Origin of the sequence: Lentzea tibetensis, assembly GCF_007845675.1 — a bacterium.
In the GTDB taxonomy this organism is placed as follows: Bacteria; Actinomycetota; Actinomycetes; order Mycobacteriales; family Pseudonocardiaceae; genus Lentzea; species Lentzea tibetensis.
Window position 1 is genome coordinate 1 of the sequence record NZ_VOBR01000011.1, and the last position, 22,642, is coordinate 22,642.

The following is a 22,642-nucleotide window of genomic DNA, read 5'->3' on the forward strand; positions in this document are numbered from 1 at the left end:
CCAACCGGTGCGTCGGCATCCTGCATGGCTGCCTCAAAACCCGCACGCACTACGACGAGGCGACCGCCTGGTCGCATCGTGTCGAGAAGGCTGCTGCTTGACATTCAAGCTCCTGGGATGTCTTTCGTGTGGCAGTCAGCCTGCCCGCGGACCGTCCGGCGTCCTTGAAGATTCTTGCGCCCTGTTTCTGTCAGACCCCCGGCGTAGCGTCCTTCCCGTGCGCTCCTCTGTGGACATCGCTGCCGGGCCCGGCTTCGTCATCTCCTCGGTGACCTGCCGGGACGACCACGCGCGCTGGTCGGAACCGGAGGCCGCGGGGAGCTACCGGGTGGTGCTGGTGCGGCGCGGGCGGTTCCGGCGTCGTTCGCGGTCCGGCGTGGCGGACGTCGACCCGACGACGGCGTACCTCGGCGTGCCGGGCGAGGAAGAGGTGTTCGCCCATCCGGCGGGCGGCGACGTGTGCACCGCGGTGTCGGTGAGCCGGGCGCTGTGGCGGTCGCTCGGCACGGTCGCGGCGCCGGCCCTGTACGTGGACGCGCGGCTCGACCTCGCCCACCGGCGGTTGCTCGCGGCCGCCCGAGCGGAGGACCACGACTTCGCTCTAGCCGAACAGCTGGTGCGACTGCTCGGCTCCGCGCTCGCGGCCCCGGTGCACCCGGTGCCGGGGGAATACGCGCTCGTCGGCAGGGCGCGGTCGGTCATCCACGACGGCCATCCCGCGGCGGGTGGGCTGGTGCCGCTCGCCGCGCACCTCGGGGTGTCGCCGTACCGGCTGAGCCGGGTGTTCCCGCGCGTGGTCGGGGTGTCGCTCACCCGGTACCGCAACCGGGTCCGGGTGGGGCGGGCGCTCGACCGGATCGAGCAGGGGGAGGAGCGGCTCACCGACCTCGCCGCCGAGCTCGGGTTCGCTGACCAGGCCCACCTGAGTCGGACGGTGCGAGAGCACGTCGGCGAGACGCCGTCTGCGCTGCGCGGCGCGTTGGGGAGGCGACCTGGACGGTGAAGCGCTCGCTGTGCGGCGGCATGCGAGGACCAGGCGATCCTGGTGCGGACCGCGGGTGGTGTTGGCGCTGATGCCTGGCGGTGCGGCGACGAGTTGTGCTGGCAGGTGGGCTGAAGGCCGGCCCGATCCTTCATGCGACTGACCGGCGGGTTGTGGGCACGGTGCTCGTGTTCGTGGCCCGGCTCGTTGACCCGATGCACTGCTACGGCGTGACCGGGCGGCTGTTGGTTCGGAGGGGTGAACGAGTGCGCCGTCCGGCGATTGATTCTGCCGTCGGGGTCAACCGCGGTGATTCGCTGCTCTGGCACGCGCTCTGGCTTCTTGTGGGGCTGGGCTGTGCGTGGCCGGTGCCGCCGTCGGCCGCGGTCAGTTCAGCTGCAACCGGTCAGCGAGCTGCTCGCGGCACGTGACGTTCAACTTGCGGTAGGTGCGCGTCAAGTGCTGCTCGACCGTGCTGACGGTGATGTGCAACTGCCGAGAGATCGACCGGTTGGGGTGACCCGAGGCGGCGAGCACCGCGACCCGGCGTTCCGCGTCGGTCAACGGGGAGGCCGGGAAGCGGGCGCGCACGGCGTCCGCGCGGTCCGGGCGGCCGAGGAGCCGGTAGGCCTCGGCGGCGGACGCGCGCCACGGCACCAGGCCGGGGTGGTCGACGGCCCACTCGGTCATCAGGTCGCCGCAGCGCAGGAAGTCGCCGAGCGCGGCGTGCAGGTTGCCGGTCGCCAGGTGGTAGCGGCCGCGCGCGTGGACGTAGTGCAGGCCCCACAGGCTCTGGTACGTCGCGGGGGGCACCGGGTGGTGCAGCTGGTCGGCGGCCTCGTCGAGGTCGCCTAGTTCGAGAGCCGCCAGCACGAGCACGGCGCGTGGACGGCCGATCGCGATGCCCCAGCCCTGGGGCGACATGCACGTCAGCGAGTCGTTCGCCCACCGCGCCGCCTCCTCGGGGCGGCCCAGCCGCAGTGAGATCTCCGCCTGCTGAGCGGCGAAACCGCCTTCCCACGAAGGGGAGTTGCGGCCGGGTGCGCCGTCGAGCAGCCGGTCGATCCACGACCGCGCGCGTCCGAGTTCGCCCGCGTACACGAGTGCGGCGATCGCGATGAGCTCCGGCTGCAACGGTTGAGGGGTCGGCAGGCAGCGCTCCAGCAGCCCGTCGAGACGGCCGATAGTGGCGCGGTCCGCCTGCCCCGACAGGACTTCCTTCAGCGCGAGCAACGACTGCGCGCGCAGGTCGTCCGGTGGCACGTCGGCCGGCGGGCCGAGCACGGTGGTCAGCGACGGGAGGAAGCACCTGGACCACAGTCGGAGCACCTCCAGCTCCGGTCGCGGCACGATGCCCGCCAGTCCCACCACGTTGTCGACGTGGCCGAACCAGAGCGACTGGTAGATCAGCACCATCAGGTCCCACCCGGCGAGCAGGCCGCGTCGCGCGGCGGTCACCAGGTCCGGTACGTGGCGCGCGCCGATCGCCGGGTCGATGTACCACTCGGCGCGCAGCAGGCCGACCAGGAGCGACGTGCGGCGCCGTTCGTCCGGGCACGCGCGCACCGCGAGCCGCAGGCACTGCTCGGCCAGGTGCAGCTCGTTGTGCTCGAGTGCCTGCTCGGCCGCCTCCTCCAGCACCGGCAGCACCCAGTCGTCCTCGACGTGGTTGGTCGCGATCAGGTGCTCCGCGACCAGGCGCGCGGGTGCGCCTCGCTCGTGCAGCAGCCGCACCGCCCGCAGGTTGAGCGACGCACGCACGTCGGTCGCGAGGGTGCCGAGCACGGCGGTCCGCGCGGCGGGGTGTGCGAACCGGCCGTAGGACACGAGACCCATGTCCGCCAACGCCGACACGGCAAGGGAAACGTCCTCGATCCCCAGCAGCTCGTCCAGCGGCACCTCGGTGTCGCCGAGCAGCGCCAGCGCCGACGCGACGCGCAGCAGGTCGGGGCCGCCCCGGTGCAGGCACGCGACGACGGCCTTGCGGTACGCGTCACCGGTCACCAGGTCACAGGGCACGTGCTGCGCGGAAGCCTGGTAGTCCTCGGCGAGCGCGTGCGCGAGCCGGGGGTTGCCGCCGCTCGCCATGTGGCACGCGGGCGCCAGCCGGTGCGCCACCGGCTCGTCGACGAGTGACGACAGCAGCTCGGCGACCCCGTTCACCGACAGCAGCGGCAGCCGGAGGTGCAGCTCGGGCTGGAACTCAGAGTGCGTGGCGCAGGTGCTGATCACCAGCAGCACCGGTGCCGACCCCAGCACGAAGCGGGAGAGGCACTGCAGCGACGCGGTGTCCGCGTACTGGACGTCGTCGATCACGACGCACCGCGGTCCACGGTCGTCGAGCAACGAACAAATCTGTTGGCCATGAATTGCGAGCGCATTTTCACTTGCCCCTGTGAAGGGACTCAGCTCGGGAAACAACTGGGCGAGAACTCCGAGCGGGCGGTCCTGCTCGGCACGCGAGCAGACGGCGCTCGACACGAGCGTCCCGCGTTCAGCGGCCTGAGTGGCGAATTCATTCAGCAAGCTGGTCTTTCCGCTGCCCGGTGGGCCGGTGACCACGGCAAGGCGGCCTGTGCCGAGCGTCGAACCGGCCAATTCGTCGTGCAGCCGTCTCAATTCGATGTCACGCTCGGCGAGTTTCTCCACTCGGACGAAAGTAGCACCAGATCACTGTTCTGCGATTGTCTCAAACTGCTCTCATCAGGTGACCTTGTGCAGTTCCTGATCCCACCAGCTCAGCGCTTCGCCGAAGTCGCGGAAGATGTCGAACGCGTCGCCGAGCAGTTCGGCCGCGTAGATCGCGAGTGAGTCGTCGAGACGGCCGAAGCGGGCGGCGGTGTCGACGACGAGGTCGAACCACTCGTCGTCGCCGCTGGAGAACGTGACGGTGACGCCGAACCGGTCGGGCTCCTGCGCGCGGACCGACGTGCCGCAGCGGATCGCGAGCTTGTCGCGCAGTTCGCCGAGCGGTGGGATGTGCATGCGGCGCGCGGCTTCGAGTCCCGGCCCGGTGGGGACGACGTGGTGCTCGGGCGGTGCGACGGACGAGTCGATGATCACGACGTCCCAGCCGCTGCGCGCTAATCGGTAGGCGGTGACCAGTCCGGCGACGCTCGCTCCGACCACGAGTGCTGATGGCATGACCTGTCCTTTTCCGCAGGATTACGTCACGCCGACCAGACTTCCCGGCACACCGAGGACAAGAGTAGCGAAGTTTCGGAATTTTCTGAAGACTATCCGCGTGACCGACGACAAGAGTCGCCGCGACGCGGCGGAACACCTGGCACTGGCGCTGACGCAGAGCGGGATGCAGCGCATGGCCGCGCGGGTGCTGGCCGCGTTCCTGTTCACCGACGAACCCAGCCTCACCGCTGGTGACGTGGCGAAACAGCTCGACGCCAGCGCCGGGTCGCTCTCCGGCGCCATCAAGCTGCTCGACGCACTCGGCATGGTCGAACGCGTACCCGTGCCGAGCAGCAGGAGCGAGCACTTCCGGATGCGCGCCGAGCCGTGGGCCGACCTCTACAGCAAGCAGAACACCGTCATCGACCTCATACTCCAGTCCACAGACCGGGGGATCGCCGCTGTCGACGACGGGCCCGCGCGGCAGCGGCTGGAGCACATGCGCGACTTCTACACGTTCATGCTCAGCGAGATCCCGGCCCTGCTCGAGCGCTTCGAGGCCCGCCGGGCGAAATGAGACATGCGACAAACGTCGCGCTCCGGTCGCGTCATCCGCCTCTCAAGTTTCGAGGCTCGACGATGTTGACTGGAAGCCGATGAGCCTGACCTCGGTAGGAGGCCTGTCCATGGTCCGCGACGGGCAGGTGCCGCCCTCACCCATCAGGGTGCTGATCGCGGACGACGACGCCCGTGTGCGCAACGCGCTGCGGACGTTCCTCGCCGCGCACCACGGTTTCGAAGTGGTGGGCGAAGCGGGATCCACGGCGCGAGCGCTGGAGCTCGCGCGCTCGGCCAACCCCTGCGTCGCCGTCGTCGACGTGCTGATGCCGAACGTCCAGGACGGGCTCGAGCTGCTCCGTGAGCTCACCGGAGAGCTGAGCGTCCCCGTCGTCGCCATCAGTCTGCGCAGCACCCTCGGTCCCAGTGCTCTCGCCGCCGGCGCGTGCGAGTTCCTGACCAAGGACGGCTCCTCGGAGCGGCTGCTCCGCGCGCTGCGCAACGCCTGCAAGTCGGGTTGCTGACCCCCTTCCACCAGCGGGCTACGTCGGATGACGTAGATCCGGGTGGACTTCGGTCCTGATCGTTGGCTCCTCAACTACCTGCACAGGTTCGGTCTGCCGACCGATGAGTCTCGCTGTGATCCGGAGCACAGTTTGGAGTGTCAAAGCGGACACCTAACACGCCGGAGGCGAGCGAGATGAACGTTTCTCCTCTCAACCCGATGATCGAGATGACGGCGCTCTTCTACGGCCGTCCGGGTGCCGGCGCGTCGGATGAGTCCGTAGCCGCCTGGTACCGCGCCAAGGGCCGGATGCACGAGCAGGTGGCAGCCAAGGGCGGACCGGACGCGGCGCAGGAGTTCGCGTACGCCGCCGCCAGCTACGAGCACGCCCGCCGCATCGAGCTCCGCGTCTCCACGGAGCTGGCGGCATGAGCCCGCTGGAGCGGCACCTCGCCTCCGAGGACCGCGCGGAGGACAACGGCCAGATCTCGCCGGACGAGCGCCTCACGTGCCACGTCCACGGCAGGTGGATCCACCAGTGCGTCTCCTCTTCGACGCACGTCAACCAGGTCACCCGGCACCGGTGGTGCCGCTCGTGCAACACGGCGCTGACGGTCGTGGTGGACGAGTTGTCGCTGACCGTGTTGATGAGCTGTCCCCGTTGCGGCGGCGGGAGAAGCGCCGCAACGACCCGCCTGCTGGCCGCGTGCCGGGCCAGCATCTCCTTCGCCCGCAAGAAGCCCCGCCACCTCAGCGCAGTGGCCTAAGAGCAGGAGGGAATCGCGATGACCATCACCCGTCTCGACTCCGTCGCACAGGCCAACCGTGCCGTCGTGGAAAAGGCATTCGCAGTGCTGGAAGCGTGGGACCACCGCGGCGAGAGCCTCGGCGCGTCCGAACTGGCCCGCCGCACCGGGCTGCCGAAGTCGACCAGCCACCGGCTCCTGGGGATCCTGGAGGCCGCCGGTGTCGTCGAGCGGCTGTCCGGCAGCTACCGCCTCGGCGACCGGCTGCGCGGCATCTCCGGCATGGTCGCCGCCGGGTTCCCGGACCTGCGCGAGGTCGGCCTGCCGTTCATGCAGGACCTCTACGAGCTGACGCACGAGACCGTCCACCTGGGAGCGCTCGACGGCGCGGACGTCCACTGCGTCGAGAAGATCTACGGGCACCGCCGCAGCCCGCTGGCATCACGCGTCGGCGGTGTGCTGCCCGCGCACACGACCGCGCTCGGCAAGGCGCTGCTCGCGTTCTCCTCGCTGAACGTCCAGCGCTCGGTGCTCACCTACCTGGACGAGCCGCTGGTCCTGTCGGCCGAGCTGCGCCGGACCCGGCGCGCCGGTGTCGCGTTCGACCTCGGCGAGACGCACCCGGACGTCAACTGCGTCGCCGCACCCGTGCTGAACCGCGAGGGCCGCGCGATCGCGGCGATCTCGGTGAGCGGACCGGCCGAGCGGTTCACCCCGGCGATGGTGACCGACCGCGTCCGCCGCGCAGCACACGCCGCGTCCATGGCGCTGGCTTCCGGTCGTCCCGACTCGGTCTCGGCCTGAGGAGCGGTCATGAACCTCCCCACTCAACGATCCTCTTTGGACGGACCGCAGCTCGCCGAGCTGTACGACCGGCACGGCCGGTTCCTCCTCCGCTACCTGATGACGCTGACGTTCGGCGACGCGCACCTGGCCGAGGACATCATGCAGGAGACGTTCCTCCGCGCGTGGCGCAAGGCGGACCTCTCGTCGCAGCTCGACACCTGCCGCCCGTGGCTCGTCACGGTGGCCCGCAACATCGTCGTCGACCGGTTGCGGCACCGGCGTTGCCGCCCGCAGGAGGCGAGCGACGCGGCGCTGCCGTTCATCCCGTCGCCGCACTGCGAGGCCGAGCGCGTCGTCACGTCGCTGACGGTCAACGAGGCCGTCGCGAAGCTGACCCCGAACCGCCGCGCGGTGGTCGTGCACATGTACTTCCACGGTCGTAGCCCGGACGAGACCGCTTCCGTGCTCGGCATTCCTGTCGGCACCGTCAAGTCCCGCGTCAACTCCGCACTGCGCGCGCTCCGCTCGCAGCTGGTCGCCGCCTAGTCCGAGGAGCCATTTCCGTGACCACTGCGGTCGTTTCGCCGCTGGACCTGCGTGACCCCGAACTGCGACTGCGGTCGTTGTTCGACGTCGGCTCGATGCGCCTGATCACCCCGCGCGACGCGTCGGGTGTGCTGACCGGGCTGGGACTCGTGCACGGACGTCCCGCCATCGCCTACGCGACCGACGCCACCATCATGGGTGGCGCGATGGGCTCCGAGGGCTGCCGCCGGATCGTCGACGCCATCAACGCCGCGCTCACCGACCGCATGCCGGTGCTGGGGCTGTGGCACTCCGGTGGCGCGCGGCTCGCGGAGGGCGTCGAGGCGCTGGACGCCGTGGGGCACGTGTTCACCGCGATGGTCCGCGCCTCCGGCAAGGTGCCGCAGATCTCCGTGGTGCTGGGGCCCGCGGCCGGTGGCGGTGCGTACGGGCCGGCGTTGACCGACGTCGTCGTCATGGGACCTGCCGGGCGGGTGTTCGTGACCGGGCCGGACGTCGTGCGGTCGGTGACCGGCGAGCAGGTCGACATGGAGATGCTCGGTGGCCCGGACACGCACAGCCGCTCCGGCGTCGTGCACGTGGCGTCCGAGTCGGACTCGGAAGCCCTGCGGGACGCCAGGTTCCTGACCTCCTTGCTGGGGCATCGCGGGCACTTCTCGGCGGTGAACGATTCCGCTGACCTGTCCCGCTTCCTGCCTCCGCAGGCCAATCGCGCCTACGACGTGCGGCCGCTGGTGCGGGAGATCTTCGACGGCGCTTCTGTCGAGCTGCAACCCAAGTGGGCGCCCAACATCGTGATCGCGCTGGGCAGGCTCGGCGGGCACGCGGTCGGCGTCATCGCGAACAACCCGATCCGCAAGGGTGGCTGCCTCGACTCGCCGTCCGCGGAGAAGGCCGCGCGGTTCGTGCGGATGTGCGACGCATTCGGCGTGCCGCTGGTCGTGGTCGTCGACGTGCCCGGCTACCTGCCGGGGCTCACCCAGGAGACCAGCGGTGTCGTGCGGCGCGGCGCGAAGTTGTTGCACGCCTTCGCCGAGTCGGTCGTCCCGCGCGCGACCCTGGTGACGCGCAAGATCTACGGCGGCGCGTACCTCGCCATGAACTCGCGGGCTCTCGGTGCCTCCGCGGTGTTCGCGTGGCCCGGCGCCGAGGTCGCGGTGATGGGCGCCTCGGCAGCGGTGAACATCCTGCACCGCAAGAAGCTCGCGGCCGCGCCGGATGACTCGCGTGAGGAGCTGCGCGCGTCGCTGGTGGCCGAGCAGGTCCGCGTCGCGGGTGGTGTCGCGCGGGCGCTGGAGCTCGGGGTGGTCGACGAGGTGATCGCGCCGTCGTCGACGCGGTCCCGGCTCGCCGAGGCACTGGCCGCCGCACCGCCCGGCCGCGGCGCACACGGCAACATCCCGCTGTAATCGACGGTTTGGGCGCATACAATCCTCCGTTGGGAGGGGCGATGCGGCATCGGTTCATCTGGGTTCTTGTCGTGGTGGCTTCGCTCGTCGCGGCGGTTGGTGCTGCGCTCACCAAACTCCCGGTACCTGCTGTGATCTCGTCTGTCGTCGTTGCCGTGGGTGCGATCGTCGCCGGTGTATCCACCACGCGGGCCGCCGCGGTGTTGAAGTCCCGCGATGATCGCCAGGACACCCATCGGGCTGTGTTGAGGTTCGACCACCGCGGCCGCCTGCCGTTGGTGCGTGACCTGGGCGACCCCGTGCAGCTCGGCGTCCACCCGGCCGCACTCGTCGAGTCTCTCGAACGCGTGCCGACCTTCGTGCGGCGTGACGTGATGGACGAGTTGACCTCGCTGATCACTCGTGACGGCTTCGTGCTTCTCGTCGGGGAGTCCACGGCGGGGAAGTCACGTGCCGCCTACGAATGTGTGCGCTCGTTGTTCCCCGACCACCGGCTGGTTGAGCCGTGTGTACGCGCCGGTGCCAGTGCCGCGGTCGAGACGATGCTCTCCACATCCCGTGCGGTGTTGTGGCTGGACGACATCGAGCGCTTCCTCGGGGAAGACGGGTTCACCGGGGCTGGAATATCGAGTGTGCTGGGTGCGGGGCACAGCATCGTGGCGACCATGCGATCGGAGGAGTACTCGTACTTCTGCGGTGGCGCGACGACCGCGGCTGACGCGACTCGCAGCTGGGAGACCATTCGCCAGGGCTGGGAGGTGCTGAGGCTCGCCACCCGCATCGACCTGCCGCGATCGTGGAGCACAGAAGAGGTTCGGCGTGCCGAGGAGCTGAAGTCGCGCGACTCACGAGTAGAGGAAGCACTCGAGCACGTTGATCAGTTCGGTGTCGCGGAGTACCTCGCCGCCGGGCCCCAGCTTCTTGCTGCCTGGCGGGACGCGTGGGCACCCGGCGCTCATCCCCGCGCAGCCGCGCTGGTTCTTGCCAGTGTCGACGCTCGACGGGCGGGGATGCATCGACCTCTGCCGCTGGATGTGTTGGTGGCTGCCCACGAGTCCTATCTTCAGCGGCGTGGTGGTCTGCGCTTGCGTCCGGAGTCGATCGATGAAGCTGTTGCGTGGGCCACCTCGCCGCTTCGGGCCACCAGCAGTCTTCTGCTACCGGACGACAACGGCGGATACCTGGCCTTCGACTACCTGATCGACGCCGTGGAGCGAAAGACGATTCCGGCGGACGCCTTCGAGGCGTTCATCGCCGGGGCACGTGTCGACGAGCTCGAGGACATCGGGCGGCTGGCTTGGACCTGGGGCAGGCTCGACCAAGCGGAGCTGGCGTTCGAGCGCGCGTCGGAGTCTCATCCGGGCACGCGTTTCGACCGTGGATACGTGATCCGTGAACGAGACGGTCAGGTCGCGCACCTCGAGTTCCTGCATCGAACAGCCGACGAGCTCGAGGCGAGGCTGGGGCGCGATCATGAGGAAACGATCGAGGCGAGGTTCGGCGTCGCCTGGGAGTGCGGCGAGGGCATCAACGTCCGCAAGTCCCTGCGGGCGCTCCAAGCGTTGTACGGAGAAGCTGCTCCTGTCCTGGGTAGGCGACACCGAACCATGTTGCTCATCCAGAGAGGAATCGCTCACTGGCTCGGTCAAGCGGGTGAGTCGCGTGAGGCCGCACGAATGTATCTGCAGCTGATCGAGGATTGCCTTGACAACCTGGACGTCAACGACTGGCTCACTTACTCCATGATGTTTGGATATGTGGACGCTGTGGCCGTGTGCACAACACCTGCACGAGCCGTTGAGCTGCTGGATGAGGTCGAAGGTTGGCTCGTCGAGAGACGAGCTCCCGCTGACACCCGCCTCACGTTGAGATACACGCGAGCTCGACAACTCGAAGGCGCGAGGGAGTATGACCGGGCCATCGCCGAGTACGAGGACCTCGTGTCCTATCAGCGACGGACTGCAGGGCGGTTCAGCTCTCACGCGGTGAGCGTTGAGCTCAGCTTGGCTGACTGCATTGGCGAGTCCGGCCAATTCGAACGTGCGCTGAGGCGCTACAACGATCTGCTTGATGAGTACCAACAGGCAGGTGATCCACAGGACCTGTACGTGTTCATACTCCGACGAGCGATTGCACATTGGACTGGGCGGTGTGGCAACGAGCGCGAAGCCGTTCGGCTGCTGATGGAGTTGCGTGAGGAGAGAAACCAGCAGTACGCGCTCGGGATGGACTGCCGGCGACGGTACTGGGAGGCAACTGCTCTCATGCGGGCAGGTTGTCTGGATGAGGCTCAGGTGAAGTTGCGTGAGCTCGCTGAAGACTGCTTGATCGTCTTCGGGAGTCGCTACGTCGATGACATCGGGGTCAAGCGTGCCTTGGAGGAGTGTCGGAGACTGCGTGCAGGATCGACTTCAGCTGGAACGGCGTCAGGCCGGGGTGCTTGCTGAGGATCCGCGCCACCAGCCCCGAGATGTGCGCGGCGGCGAAGCTGTTGCCGGTGGCCGTCACGGTTCCTCCACCGGGCCAGGGCACGCGCACACCGATCCCCGGTGCGCCGAACTCGACCGGCGGCGAAGGGTTGTACCGCACGAGGAACGGGTCGTCACCCGGACAGGCGGCGACCGAGATGACCGACGAGAACTCGGCCGGATAGCTGACCGCCGGCACGTTGTTGACCGCCGCGACCAGCACGGTGTTGCCGAAGTAGGCCCGGTCGGCCAGCTCGTGCAACGCGGCGGCGTACTCGCGCCGTTTGGTGCTCAGGCTGAGGTTGATCACGTGCACGCCCTGGTCGAGCGCCCAGCGCAACCCGGTCAGCAGTGCGTTTCCCGTGCCGCTCAACGAGGTGCCGAGCACGCGGACGCTGTAGATCTCCGCGTCCGGCGCGGTGCGGCGGATGATGCCCGCGCACGCGGTGCCGTGCCCGAACGCGTCGTCGTGCGGGCCCTCGACCAGCTCCCTGCCGTCGACCAGTACCGCGCCCGCCACCGGGCCGACGGCCGGGTGCGTCGCGTCGACGCCGCTGTCGATCACCGCGACCTTCACGTCCGCGCCGGTTGCGTCGCCCCACGCCCAGTCACGGGTGACCGGGAGCGTGACCTCGCGCGAGGTCTCCTTGTCGAACTGCCACGACCACGCCGGCCTCATCCCACGTAGTCCAGGAACGCGCGCACCAGCAGTCTTTCCCGGTCGCCGAGTCTGCTCAGCCGCTTGGCCAGCTCGGCGGCCTCCGTGTCGCCGGTCAGCGCGCCGAAGGCGCGGGCGAGCGTGATCGACAGCGCGGCCTGGCGCGCGAGCAGGGACAGGACGTCCAGTTCGACCTCGCCCGCCGGGTCGAGGAGTTCCAGCACGCCGACGACCTCGTCATCGGTGTCCAGCGGCACGGCGACGATGCCGCGCGGCACGTAACCGAGCGACTCGGCGAGGTCGCGGGCGAAGCGCGGGTCTTCGCGCACGTCGTCCAGCGCGATCGCCTGACCCGAGCTGACCGCGTAGCCCGCGATGCCGCTGCCGATCGGGAGCCGGACGCCGATCAGGGCGTGTCCCTGCGGGCCCGTCGCGGAGCGGAACACGAGCTCGCCGCCCTCGACGAGCGCGACCGAACCGGCCCGCGCGCTGGTGACGTGCTGCGCGGTGGCCACCACGGAGTCGAGCAGTCGCCGCAGGTCATCCATCGCCATCTCCCCGGAGTAGGAACGCTTCGACGGGCTCTGCCTTGCCCTTCACCGTGATCGGGGGCAGCGGCGTCACGGGTGCGTCCGGCAGCTGGGCGCGGGTGCTCGCGCTGATCACCACGCCGCCCGTGGGTGCCGCGCCTTCGAGGCGTGCCGCGAGGTTCACGGTGTCACCGATCGCGGTGAAGTGCCGCATGGACTCGCTGCCGATGTTGCCGACCAGCGCGGGCCCGGTGTTGATGCCGACCCGGAACAGCGGCCAGCCGGGCTTCGCGATGCGCGACGAGGCTGCCTGCAGGTCCAACGCCGCTCGTGCGGCGCGTGCCGCGTGGTCCGGTTGCGGCACGGGGGCGTTGAACAGCGCGATCACCGCGTCGCCGACGAACTGCGTGATGGTGCCGCCGTGGTGCAGCACGCGCGGGACGATCTCGCCGTAGTAGGTGTTGAGCATGCGCACGACCTCGGCCGGCGCGGTGCTCTCCGAGTACGTCGTGAACCCGGCCAGGTCTGCGATCAGCACGGTGACCTCGGCCGTCGCGCCGCCGAGCGCGGTCTGCGCGGGGTCGGCGATCAGCGCCTGCGCGACGTCGGGGGAGAGGTAGCTGCGGAACAGGCCGTCGAGGTGCTGGTAGAGCCGCGCGTTCTCCAACGCGGTGGAGACCTGGCTCGCGAGCGACCGCAGCACCGGGTCTCCGCGTTTCGCGCCCCAGATCTCCAGCACGCCCACGGCCCGGTTCCGCACCGTCAGCGGCAGCACGACCCGGTCGGCGTTCGCGGCCGGTTCGCTCGTGCCGATCACCTCCGCGGTCAGCTCGTCGTCGTGGTCGAGCTTCCCCGCGCGGACGAGCTGCAGGCGGACCTGGCCGAACGCGTCCTGCGCGAGCGTCGTGACCGCGTCGAGCAGCCTGCCCTCCGGCATGCTGACGCGGGACAGCAGACCGACCTCGACGAGCGCTTCGAGCTTCTGCGCCTGGTCGCGTTCCCTGGCGACGGCCGCCGCGCCCTGCTCGAGCACCTCGGCCTGGCGTTCGGTCAGGCCGAAGTCGGCGGCGAGCCTGGCCGTGACGCGGCCCAGCTTCGCCTCGTCCGGTGAGTCCATCATGGACTCGACGAGCGCTTCGATCGCGGCGGCGTGCTCGCGGCGCACCTCGTCGAGCGTCTGCTCCAGCGCCACGCTGTTGAACAGCCCTGAGCTCGTGCCTTCGCGCTGGTAGTGGCCGTGCGCGCTGTAGGCGACGAACCCGAACGCCAGCAGCATCAGCAGGTGCCACTCCCACCACGACGCGGCCCAGTTGCGGGCGTACACCATCGCTACCAGTGCTTCGGCGAGCAACACGTACGCCGTGATGACGCTGAGCAGGATCGCGGCCGGCCTGCGGCGGTGGACGCGGTAGTAGCCCGCCGCGGCGACCACGTAGAGGAGCGCGCCGACGGCGGCGACGGGCACGAGCGGGCCGTGCGCCTCACCTTCCGTGCCGTACACGCGGGCGAAGCTCAGCGCGCCGCCCGCCAGCAGGATCAGCACGAGACCGATGCGCGCGGGCAGCTGCCAGCGCACGACGTGCCGCGCACCGCCCGCGCCGAACTCGACGGCCGACAGCACGGCCACGACGCTCGCCAGGAACAACCCGATCGGAGCAGCCATCGAGAAGCCCGGATTCGGGTGGTGCACCAGCACGGTCGGCGTCGCGAGCGCGTGCAGAGCCAGGAACCCGGACGCCGTCATGAAGGCCAGCGACACGAGGAACAGGCGTGCGTCCTGACGTGCGCGCGCCTGCTCGTTGACCCGCGCGGCGAGCGCCAGGCTGACCGCCGCCACGCCCGCGACCAGCCAGAAGTGCGCCGGGTGGTCCTCCCAGTGGACGTCGAACACCGGCTGCGCGCCGAGCAGCCAGAGCCCCAGCAGTGGCAGCGCCATGTGCAGCAGCCACACCACGGCGGGGACGGTCGTGCGCGCTCGGGTGCTCAGGTTCGCCTCCATGGAGATCAGCGAAGTGAGACGACAGTAGAAGAAATCTCGATTCGCGGCCGACCCTGCACACGGATCGAGACGTAACAGGGGGTGCGTTACATCATTTCCATCATTCAAAGGGGACACCGTGTCGGCGGACCACGGCTCGACCACTGCGCAGGTGATTGATTTTCGGCGGTCGCACGCGCCCGTCGCCACCTGGGTTCCAGGCGCGCGGCAGCCCGCGTTCGACCCGCAGGGCATCGCGGAGATCGCGGCGGAGATCCGCGAGCCGGTGCACGTGCTGGCCGGCCACGGGCACAGCAACGGCGTCGGCATCGCGCTCGGCGGCGACGCGCTGGCCTCCGACTCGGGCTACCGGCTGCTCGGCACGCTGCCCCCGCTGTACCCGGAGTGGCTGGGCGACCGGTCGTTCTGCGAGGCGCACGGCGTGCGGTTCCCCTACATCGCGGGCGAGATGGCGAACGGCATCGCCACCACGACCATGGTCATCGAGATGGCGCGGGCCGAGATGCTCGGGTTCTTCGGCGCCGGTGGGCTCGCGCCCGCTCGGGTCGAGGAAGCGGTGGAGGAGCTGGTCCGCGAGCTGGGGTCGCTGCCGAACTGGGGCGTCAACCTGATCCACTCGCCGAACGAGCCGTCGGTCGAGGAGCGGGTCGCCGAGCTGCTGATCACGCGCGGCGTGCCGATCGTGTCCGCGTCGGCGTTCATGGCGCTCACCCCGGCCGTCGTCCGCTGCGCGGTGGCCGGGCTGCGGCTCGTCGACGGCGTCGTGACGCGCCGGACCCGCGTGTTCGCCAAGGTGTCGCGGCCCGAGGTGGCCGCGCAGTTCATGTCGCCCGCGCCGGACGAGATCCTGCGCGTCCTGCTGGACCGCGGGCAGATCACCGCCGAGGAGGCCGCGCTCGCCGCGCGCGTGCCGGTCGCCGAGGACATCACCGTCGAGTCCGACAGCGGCGGGCACACCGACAACCGGCCACTGGTGTCGCTCCTGCCCGCGATACTCGGGCTGCGCGACAGCGTGGTCGCGTCGCACGGCTGCCCGATCCGCGTCGGCGCGGCGGGCGGGCTGGGCACACCGGCGAGTGTCGCCGGTGCGTTCGCCCTCGGAGCGGCGTACGTGGTCACCGGTTCGGTGAACCAGGCGTGCGTCGAGGCCGGCATCTCTCCAGAAGCGCGGGAGATGCTGGCTTCCGCCGACATCGCCGACGTGATCATGGCGCCCGCCGCCGACATGTTCGAGCAGGGCGTGAAGCTGCAGGTGCTGCGGCGCGGCACGATGTTCGCCGCGCGCGCCGGGCAGCTCTACGAGGCCTACCGGACGTACCCGTCGCTGGAGTCGTTGCCCGACCCGGTGCGGCAGCGGCTGGAGCGCGACGTCCTGCGCGCGCCGATCTCCGAGATCTGGGAGGGGACGGCGGCGTTCTGGCGGCAGCGCGACCCCGCGGAGCTGGACCGCGCCATGGCGGATCCCAAGCACCGCATGGCGCTGCTGTTCCGCTGGTACCTCGGCAAGGCCTCGCGCTGGGCCATCGACGGTGACGCGTCGCGGCGCGTCGACTTCCAGATCTGGTGCGGTCCCGCGATGGGTGCGTTCAACCGGTGGACCGCCGACAGCTTCCTCGCATCGCCGTCCGCGCGGACGGTCGTGCAGGTCGCGCTGAACCTGCTCGAAGGGGCCGCGGTGATCACTCGTGCCCACCAGCTGCGCACGTACGGCGTGCCGGTGCCCGCTCAGTCCTTCGCCTTCGCCCCTCGAAACCTGATCTGAGGAGTTGTCGCAGATGTCCAAGCGCATCCCTGTTGCCGTCGTCGGTGTCAGCGCGCTGCTCCCCGGTTCGTCGGACGTGGACGGCTTCTGGCGTTCGGTGCTGCGCGGCGAGGACCAGATCACCGACGTCCCGTCGTCGCACTGGCTGATCTCCGACTACTACGACGCGGACCCGTCCGCGCCCGACAAGACCTACGGCAAGCGCGGCGCGTTCCTGTCGCCGGTCGACTTCGACCCGCTGGCGTTCGGCATGCCGCCGAACCAGATCCCCGCCACCGACACCACGCAGCTGCTGTCGCTGATCGTCGCCGAGCAGGTGCTGCGCGACGCCACCGGCGGATCACTGTCCTCATTGGACCGCGACAAGGTCTCGGTGATCCTCGGGACGGCTCCGCTGGAGCTGCTGGCGACCATGGCCTCCCGGTTGCAGCGCCCGGTGTGGCTGAAGGCGTTGCGGGAGCACGGCGTCGCTGATGCCGAGGCCGTGTGCGACAGCATCGCCTCGCACTACGTGCCGTGGCAGGAGGCGTCCTTCCCCGGACTGCTGTCCAACGTCGTCGCCGGCCGGATCGCCAACAAGTTCGACCTCCACGGCACCAACTGCACCACCGACGCCGCGTGCGCCTCGTCGCTGGCCGCGCTGCAGGCCGGTGTCAACGAGCTGATGCTCGGCACGTCCGACATGGTGATCACCGGCGGTGTCGACACGCTCAACGACATCACGATGTACATGTGCTTCTCGAAGACCCCGGCCCTGTCGCCGTCCGGTGACTGCAAGCCGTTCTCCTCCGACGCGGACGGCACCATCCTCGGTGAGGGCCTGGTCATGTTCGCGCTGAAGCGCCTCGCGGACGCCGAGCGCGACGGCGACCACGTCTACGCCGTGCTGAAGGGCGTCGGCACCTCGTCCGACGGCCGCAGCACCGCGATCTACGCCCCGCTGCCCGAGGGCCAGGCGCGTGCGCTGCGCCGCGCGTACTCCTCGGCGGGCTACGGCCCGGAGACCGTGGAACTGGTGGAGGCGCACGGAACCGGCACGACGGCGGGCGACCTGGCGGAGTTCACCGCGCTGCGCACGGTGTTCTCGGAGAGCGGCCGCGCGGACTCCCAGTGGTGCGCGCTCGGTTCGGTGAAGTCGCAGATCGGCCACACCAAGTCCGCGGCCGGTGCCGCCGGGATGCTCAAGGCCGTGCTCTCCCTGCACCACAAGGTCCTCCCGCCGACGATCAAGGTCGACGCCCCGTCCCCGAAGCTCGACCTCGCGTCGTCTCCGCTGTACCTGAACACCGAGGCGCGCCCGTGGATCCGCTCGTCGGCGCACCCGCGCCGCGCGTCCGTGTCGTCGTTCGGCTTCGGCGGCTCCAACTTCCACCTGACCCTGGAGGAGTACGTGCCCGGACACGGCGGCCGCACCCCGTGGCGCACGCACAGCGCGCCGGCGGAGCTCGTGCTCCTCTCCGCCGCCACCCCGGCCGAGCTGGTGACGCGCGCCGGTCAGGTCGACCTCGCCGCGCCACTGGCCGACATCGCCCGCTCGTCGCAGACCTCCTTCGTGCCCACCGACGAGGCCCGGCTGGCGGTCGTCGCCAAGTCCGCCGCCGAGCTGGCGACCAAGCTCTCGCTCGCCGTCTCCGCCATCGCGTCCGGCACCACCGTTCCCGGCGTCACCTACGCCTGCGGTGACCCGGACCCCGGCCAGGTGGGTTTCCTGTTCTCCGGTCAGGGCAGCCAGTACGTCGGCATGGGTGGCGACCTGGCGATGGAGTTCCCGGCCGCGCGCGCCGTGTGGGACTCGGTCGCCGACGTCCTGCCCGTGCACCAGTACGTGTTCCCGGTTCCGGTGTTCTCCGCGGACGAGCGTTCGGCCCAGCAGACCGCTCTGACGGCGACCGAGTGGGCGCAGCCCGCGCTGGCCGCGGCCAGCCTGGCGCAGCTCGCTCTGCTCGACTCGCTCAAGGTGTCGCCGGACGCCGTGGCGGGCCACAGCTTCGGCGAGCTGGTCGCGTTGCACACCGCGGGTTCCTTCGACAGCGCCACCCTGGTTCGCCTGGCCCGGCAGCGCGGCGAGGCGATGCAGGCGGCCGGGCGCGCCGGCTCGATGATGGCCGTGTCCGCGTCGCACGCCGACGTGCTCGCCGTCGTGTCCGATGTGGATGGTGTGTGGATCGCCAACCACAACGCGCCCTCGCAGGTGGTCGTGTCGGGGACGCCTGCAGGGATCGCGGCCGTCGAGTCGCACTTCACCGCCATGGACGTGACCTGCCGGCGGCTGGACACCTCGACCGCGTTCCACTCGCCCCTGGTCGCGTCCGCGACCACGGCGTTGGCTTCGTTCCTCGGTTCCGTTGCGGTTTCTCCGCCGCGCATCTCGGTCTACGGCAACACCGACGCTTCCGTGTACCCCGCTGACCCGGCTGCCATCCGGTCGCGCATCGCCGGGCACCTCGCCGCTCCCGTCCGGTTCGTCGACGAGATCGAGGCCATGTACGCGGCCGGTGTCCGGACGTTCGTCGAGGTCGGGGCGGGTTCCACGCTGACCGGGCTGGTCGGCAAGATCCTCGGGTCCCGGCCGTTCGTCGCGGTGTCGCTGGACCGCAAGGGGCAGCACGGGGTCACCGCGCTGTTCTCCGCTCTGGGGCAGCTGGCCGTCAACGGCGTGGCCGCCGACTTCGACGCGCTGTGGGCGCACGTCGCCCCGCCCGCCGAGCCCGTCGAGAGCAAGCCGCGCATGGTGAAGAAGCTGTCCGGCGCCAACTACGGCAAGCCCTACCCGCCCGCCGCTCCCGTCGCTGTTTCGGAGGTTGTCGTGCCTTCGGTTCGGATGCCCGACTCGCCCGTTGTCGCGCCTGCTCCGGTTGTGGCTGCTCCGGCCGCGGCCGGTCCGGACCTGGAGAAGCTGGTCCTGGACGTGGTGGCGGACAAGACCGGCTACCCGGTCGAGATGCTGGCCGCCGACATGGACCTCGAGGCCGACCTGGGCATTGACTCGATCAAGCGGGTCGAGATCCTCGCGACCGTGCGCCGGACGGTTCCCGGTCTCCCCGACCTCGAGCCGACGGACCTGGGCAAGCTGCGCACGCTCGGCGAGATCATCTCCCGCCTGGGAGGCGGGGTGCCCGTGGTGCCCACACCTGCCGCGCCTCTGGCCGTCGTCGCTGAACCCGTTGCCGCGGTGGCGGATCTGGAGAAGCTGGTCCTGGACGTCGTGGCGGACAAGACCGGTTACCCGGCGGAGATGCTCGCTGCGGACATGGATCTCGAGGCGGACCTGGGCATCGACTCGATCAAGCGGGTCGAGATCCTCGCGACCGTGCGGCGGACCGTGCCGGGGCTGCCGACGCTGGAGCCGACCGAGCTGGGCAAGCTGCGGACCCTGGGTGAGATCATCTCGCGCCTCCACGGCGCGCCGCCTGCGGTGTCGACTTCCGGCGACTACCCGGAACGCGTGACGGCCGCCGCTCCGGTCGCTGCCGCGCCAGTGGTGGTGGCTGAGATAGCGGAGTCGTTGGCGGGCCTGGAGAAGCTGGTTCTGGACGTGGTGGCCGACAAGACCGGTTACCCGGCGGAGATGCTGGCCGCGGACATGGATCTCGAGGCCGATCTGGGCATTGACTCGATCAAGCGGGTCGAGATCCTCTCGGCGGTTCGGCGTGCTGTGCCGGGCTTGCCGGAGGTCGACCCTGTGGAACTGGGCAAGTTGCGGACGCTGGGTGAGATCACTGACCGGCTGGGTGGCCCGAGCAAGCCCGCCGCTCCGGTTGTTCCTGCTCAGGTGACGCCTCCGGTTGCGGCTCCGGTTGTTGCCGCGCCTGTCGCGCCGGTGGTGGCCGCGGAGTCGTTGGCAGAACTGGAGAAGCTGGTTCTGGACGTGGTGGCGGACAAGACGGGCTACCCGGCGGAGATGCTGGCCTCCGACATGGATCTGGAAGCCGACCTCGGCATCGACTCGATCAAGCGGGTGGAGATTCTGTCGGCGGTGCGGCGTGCGGTGCCTGGTCTGCCGGAGGTTGATCCGGTGGAGTTGGGCAAGTTGCGGACGCTGGGTGAGATCACCGAGCGGCTGGGCGGCCCGAGCCAGCCCGCGGCGCAGTCCGCAGTCGCTGCCCCGGTTGTTGCCGCGCCTGTCGCGCCGGTGGTGACCTCCGAGGTGGCGGAGTCGCTGGCGGACCTGGAGAAGCTGGTTCTGGACGTGGTGGCGGACAAGACGGGCTACCCGGCGGAGATGCTGGCCTCCGACATGGATCTGGAAGCCGACCTCGGCATCGACTCGATCAAGCGGGTCGAGATCCTCTCCGCGGTGCGGCGTGCGGTGCCCGGCCTCCCCGAGGTGGACCCGGTCGAGCTCGGCAAGCTCCGCACCCTGGGCGAGATCACCGAACGCCTCGGCAGCACCACCGCGCAGCCCAGCATCACCGAGCAAGTCAACACCGAGCACATCAGCACCGAGCAGGCACCGAGCACCCTGGTCCGCCTGGCCGTGCGCACCAAGGAGTCGGACCCGTGCGGCCTGACCCTCACGGGCCTGCGCGACGGCAGGATCGTGGTCACCGATGACGGCAGGGGAGTGGCGGCGCACGTCGTGGCCAGGCTCAAGGCCGCGGGCATCGACGCGGAGAAGGTGGACCAGGTCGCGGCGGGTACGCACGGCGTGATCCACCTCGGCGGGCTGAAGGACGTCCGCACCCCGCAGGAAGCACGAGAGGTGCAGCGGGACGTCTTCGAGGTGGCGCGGACGGTGGCCGGACACGTCAAGGTGTTCGTGACCGTGCAGGACACCGGCGGCGACTTCGGCATCAGCGGCGAGAACCCCGAGAGGGCCTGGGTGGGCGGCATCGCCGGCCTCACCCGCACCGCGGCGGCCGAGTGGCCGGAGGCCAGCGTCAAGGCGATCGACTGCGAACGCGGCAGGCGGACGTCGGCCGCGATCGCCGAGGCGATCACGAGGGAGCTGCTCACCGGTGGGTCGACGCCGGACATCGGGCTGAGCAAGGAAGGCAAGCGGACCAGGATCGAAGCGGTCGCGGCGGAACTGGCCAAGACCAGGCACATCACCCAGAACGACGTCATCGTGGCGACCGGCGGCGCGCGAGGTGTCACGGCCGAGGCGCTCATCGAGCTGGCCAGGCAGTGCCGGCCGAAGCTGGTCCTGCTCGGACGGACGGAACGACAGGAACGACAGGAAGACAGGAACACCGACGAGCTGAAGAAGCAGCTCATCCAGCAGGGCCGCACGCCGCGGCAGATCAACGCCGAGCTGGCGAACGTCAAGGCGGCCCGCGAGGTCGAGGAGACCATCAGGCGCATCCGCGAAGCCGGGTCCGAGGTCGTCTACGAAGCGGTCGACACCCGTGACGAGGCCGCGCTGGCCAAGGCGCTCGCCAAGGCGCGGCAGCTGGGTCCGATCACGGGCATCGTCCACGGCGCCGGGGTGATCGCGGACAAGGCGATCGCGGAGAAGACCGACGAGCAGTTCGACAGGGTGTTCGACACCAAGGTCGGCGGGCTGAGGGCGTTGCTCGACGCCACGAGGAACGACCCGATCAGGACGCTGTGCCTTTTCTCGTCGATCTCGGCGTTCGCCGGTAACCCAGGGCAGTGCGACTACGCCATGGCCAACGAGGTGCTCAACCACGTGGCTCACGCGCACAAGCGGCCGGGGTGCGTCGTCAAGTCGATCGCGTGGGGACCGTGGGAGGGCGGCATGGTCAACCCGGCGCTCGCGCAGCACTTCCACAGCCAGGGCGTGCCGCTCATCCCGATCAGCGAGGGCGCGCGGCAGTTCGTCGACGAGGTGAACAGCGACGGGGACGTGCACGTGGTCATCGCCGCGGGCGAGGACGACGAGGACAAGCCGCACCACGGCGAGATCCAGCTCAGCGCCAGGACGCACCCGTACCTCGAGGACCACGACATCGCCGGCGCGCCGGTCGTGCCGATCGCGATGGCGCTCGAGTGGTTCACCGCGGTGTCGACGGTGGTCGAGGACGTCAAGGTGCTGCGGAAGATCCGGCTGGACAACTTCCACGCCGACGGCGACCGGGTGAAGGTCAGTCGCGCTGACGGCCGCCTGGAGATCACCGGGCACTACCGCGCGAGGATCGGCACCCGCCAGGAACCGCGCACGTGGCAGGAGCCCGGCGATCTCCAGCCGGTCGGATCGGACGTCTACGACGGCCACACCCTCTTCCACGGACCGAAGTTCCAGGTCATCGAGGAGGTCCACGGGGTGTCGGACGGCGGCGCGGTCGCGACCGTCACCGGAGCCCGGCAGGCCGGGTGGTGCGGCAAGGTCTGGAACACCGACCCCGCGGCCGTCGACGGCGGGTTGCAGCTGGCGGTGCTGTGGGCGCGGCACGTGCTCGGCAAGGCGAGCCTGCCGATGAGCGTCGCCGAGTGCCGGACGTACCAGCGCGGTCTGCACCGCGGGCGGACGCGGTGCGTGCTGACGAAGGTCGGCGTGTGGCAGGACGCGGTCGAGTGCGACATCGCGTTCATCGGCGAGGACGGCACGGTCATCTCCGAGCTGTTCGGCGTCTCGCTCGTGGCCCGGTCGTAGGAAAGGCGACG

At 70.1% G+C, this 22,642-nt stretch carries 16 protein-coding genes; 11 read left to right on the forward strand and 5 right to left on the reverse strand.

Going from position 1 to position 22,642, the window contains the following annotated elements:
• Positions 1 to 217 precede the first annotated feature (217 nt).
• On the forward strand, positions 218 to 1,003 hold the full coding sequence (locus tag FKR81_RS18480; protein ID WP_186763039.1) for a helix-turn-helix transcriptional regulator: 786 nt from the start codon (positions 218 to 220) through the stop codon (positions 1,001 to 1,003).
• A gap of 366 nt (positions 1,004 to 1,369) precedes the next feature.
• On the opposite strand, the gene FKR81_RS18485 is transcribed toward FKR81_RS18480, so the two are convergent.
• Positions 1,370 to 3,631, reverse strand: a complete 2,262-nt coding sequence (locus FKR81_RS18485) for a helix-turn-helix transcriptional regulator (RefSeq protein ID WP_146353330.1) — start codon at positions 3,629 to 3,631, stop codon at positions 1,370 to 1,372.
• A gap of 54 nt (positions 3,632 to 3,685) precedes the next feature.
• Positions 3,686 to 4,126, reverse strand: coding sequence for an NAD(P)-binding protein (locus FKR81_RS18490; protein WP_146353331.1), 441 nt, complete (start codon positions 4,124 to 4,126; stop codon positions 3,686 to 3,688).
• 100 nt (positions 4,127 to 4,226) lie between these two features.
• On the opposite strand from FKR81_RS18490, the gene FKR81_RS18495 reads away from it, so the two are divergent.
• The 8 genes from FKR81_RS18495 (at position 4,227) to FKR81_RS18530 (ending at position 11,105) form a co-directional block, all read left to right on the forward strand.
• Positions 4,227 to 4,685 carry a GbsR/MarR family transcriptional regulator gene (locus FKR81_RS18495; RefSeq protein WP_235921630.1) on the forward strand — a complete coding sequence of 153 codons (459 nt, stop codon included), beginning with the start codon at positions 4,227 to 4,229 and terminating at the stop codon, positions 4,683 to 4,685.
• A 79-nt stretch (positions 4,686 to 4,764) separates the two neighbouring features.
• Positions 4,765 to 5,190, forward strand: coding sequence for a response regulator (locus tag FKR81_RS18500; protein ID WP_146353332.1), 426 nt, complete (start codon positions 4,765 to 4,767; stop codon positions 5,188 to 5,190).
• A gap of 176 nt (positions 5,191 to 5,366) precedes the next feature.
• Complete coding sequence (locus FKR81_RS18505; protein WP_146353333.1) at positions 5,367 to 5,603, forward strand: hypothetical protein; 237 nt, start codon at positions 5,367 to 5,369, stop codon at positions 5,601 to 5,603.
• Positions 5,600 to 5,938, forward strand: coding sequence for a hypothetical protein (locus FKR81_RS18510; RefSeq protein WP_146353334.1), 339 nt, complete (start codon positions 5,600 to 5,602; stop codon positions 5,936 to 5,938). Before FKR81_RS18505 ends, FKR81_RS18510 begins: the two co-directional genes overlap by 4 nt.
• An 18-nt stretch (positions 5,939 to 5,956) precedes the next feature.
• On the forward strand, positions 5,957 to 6,721 hold the full coding sequence (locus FKR81_RS18515) for an IclR family transcriptional regulator (RefSeq protein ID WP_146353335.1): 765 nt from the start codon (positions 5,957 to 5,959) through the stop codon (positions 6,719 to 6,721).
• Between the two features lie 9 nt (positions 6,722 to 6,730).
• Positions 6,731 to 7,249, forward strand: a complete 519-nt coding sequence (locus FKR81_RS18520) for a sigma-70 family RNA polymerase sigma factor (RefSeq protein ID WP_146353336.1) — start codon at positions 6,731 to 6,733, stop codon at positions 7,247 to 7,249.
• Between the two features lie 17 nt (positions 7,250 to 7,266).
• Positions 7,267 to 8,658 carry an acyl-CoA carboxylase subunit beta gene (locus FKR81_RS18525; RefSeq protein WP_235921631.1) on the forward strand — a complete coding sequence of 464 codons (1,392 nt, stop codon included), beginning with the start codon at positions 7,267 to 7,269 and terminating at the stop codon, positions 8,656 to 8,658.
• 41 nt (positions 8,659 to 8,699) lie between these two features.
• On the forward strand, positions 8,700 to 11,105 hold the full coding sequence (locus FKR81_RS18530) for a hypothetical protein (protein WP_146353337.1): 2,406 nt from the start codon (positions 8,700 to 8,702) through the stop codon (positions 11,103 to 11,105).
• On the opposite strand, the gene FKR81_RS18535 is transcribed toward FKR81_RS18530, so the two are convergent.
• Genes FKR81_RS18535 through FKR81_RS44360 form a run of 3 tightly spaced genes read right to left on the reverse strand, consistent with a single transcriptional unit; the run spans position 11,023 to position 14,313 of the window.
• Positions 11,023 to 11,805, reverse strand: coding sequence for a S8 family serine peptidase (locus FKR81_RS18535; protein WP_146353338.1), 783 nt, complete (start codon positions 11,803 to 11,805; stop codon positions 11,023 to 11,025). The genes FKR81_RS18530 and FKR81_RS18535 overlap by 83 nt on opposite strands.
• On the reverse strand, positions 11,802 to 12,332 hold the full coding sequence (locus FKR81_RS18540) for a GAF domain-containing protein (protein WP_186763041.1): 531 nt from the start codon (positions 12,330 to 12,332) through the stop codon (positions 11,802 to 11,804). Before FKR81_RS18540 ends, FKR81_RS18535 begins: the two co-directional genes overlap by 4 nt.
• Positions 12,325 to 14,313 carry an adenylate/guanylate cyclase domain-containing protein gene (locus FKR81_RS44360; RefSeq protein WP_222598316.1) on the reverse strand — a complete coding sequence of 663 codons (1,989 nt, stop codon included), beginning with the start codon at positions 14,311 to 14,313 and terminating at the stop codon, positions 12,325 to 12,327. Before FKR81_RS44360 ends, FKR81_RS18540 begins: the two co-directional genes overlap by 8 nt.
• 151 nt (positions 14,314 to 14,464) lie before the next feature.
• Here FKR81_RS44360 and FKR81_RS18550 point away from each other — a divergent pair, with 151 nt between their 5' ends.
• Both FKR81_RS18550 and FKR81_RS18555 read left to right on the forward strand, forming a co-directional pair.
• Entirely contained in the window at positions 14,465 to 16,075 is a 1,611-nt protein-coding gene (locus FKR81_RS18550) for a PfaD family polyunsaturated fatty acid/polyketide biosynthesis protein (RefSeq protein WP_222598317.1), read from the forward strand.
• A gap of 13 nt (positions 16,076 to 16,088) precedes the next feature.
• A complete protein-coding gene (locus FKR81_RS18555) occupies positions 16,089 to 22,631 on the forward strand; it encodes a type I polyketide synthase (protein ID WP_146353340.1) in 6,543 nt (2,180 codons plus the stop codon).
• Positions 22,632 to 22,642 lie beyond the last annotated feature (11 nt).

Bases quoted from the DNA above. Each gene is read 5' to 3' on its own strand.
- FKR81_RS44360 (WP_222598316.1), bottom strand. From the start codon at position 14,313: ATGGAGGCGAACCTGAGCACCCGAGCGCGCACGACCGTCCCCGCCGTG.
- FKR81_RS18535 (WP_146353338.1), bottom strand. From the start codon at position 11,805: ATGAGGCCGGCGTGGTCGTGGCAGTTCGACAAGGAGACCTCGCGCGAG.
- FKR81_RS18530 (WP_146353337.1), top strand. From the start codon at position 8,700: ATGCGGCATCGGTTCATCTGGGTTCTTGTCGTGGTGGCTTCGCTCGTC.
- FKR81_RS18520 (WP_146353336.1), top strand. From the start codon at position 6,731: ATGAACCTCCCCACTCAACGATCCTCTTTGGACGGACCGCAGCTCGCC.
- FKR81_RS18500 (WP_146353332.1), top strand. From the start codon at position 4,765: ATGAGCCTGACCTCGGTAGGAGGCCTGTCCATGGTCCGCGACGGGCAG.
- FKR81_RS18510 (WP_146353334.1), top strand. From the start codon at position 5,600: ATGAGCCCGCTGGAGCGGCACCTCGCCTCCGAGGACCGCGCGGAGGAC.
- FKR81_RS18505 (WP_146353333.1), top strand. From the start codon at position 5,367: ATGAACGTTTCTCCTCTCAACCCGATGATCGAGATGACGGCGCTCTTC.
- FKR81_RS18540 (WP_186763041.1), bottom strand. From the start codon at position 12,332: ATGGATGACCTGCGGCGACTGCTCGACTCCGTGGTGGCCACCGCGCAG.
- FKR81_RS18555 (WP_146353340.1), top strand. From the start codon at position 16,089: ATGTCCAAGCGCATCCCTGTTGCCGTCGTCGGTGTCAGCGCGCTGCTC.
- FKR81_RS18490 (WP_146353331.1), bottom strand. From the start codon at position 4,126: ATGCCATCAGCACTCGTGGTCGGAGCGAGCGTCGCCGGACTGGTCACC.
- FKR81_RS18515 (WP_146353335.1), top strand. From the start codon at position 5,957: ATGACCATCACCCGTCTCGACTCCGTCGCACAGGCCAACCGTGCCGTC.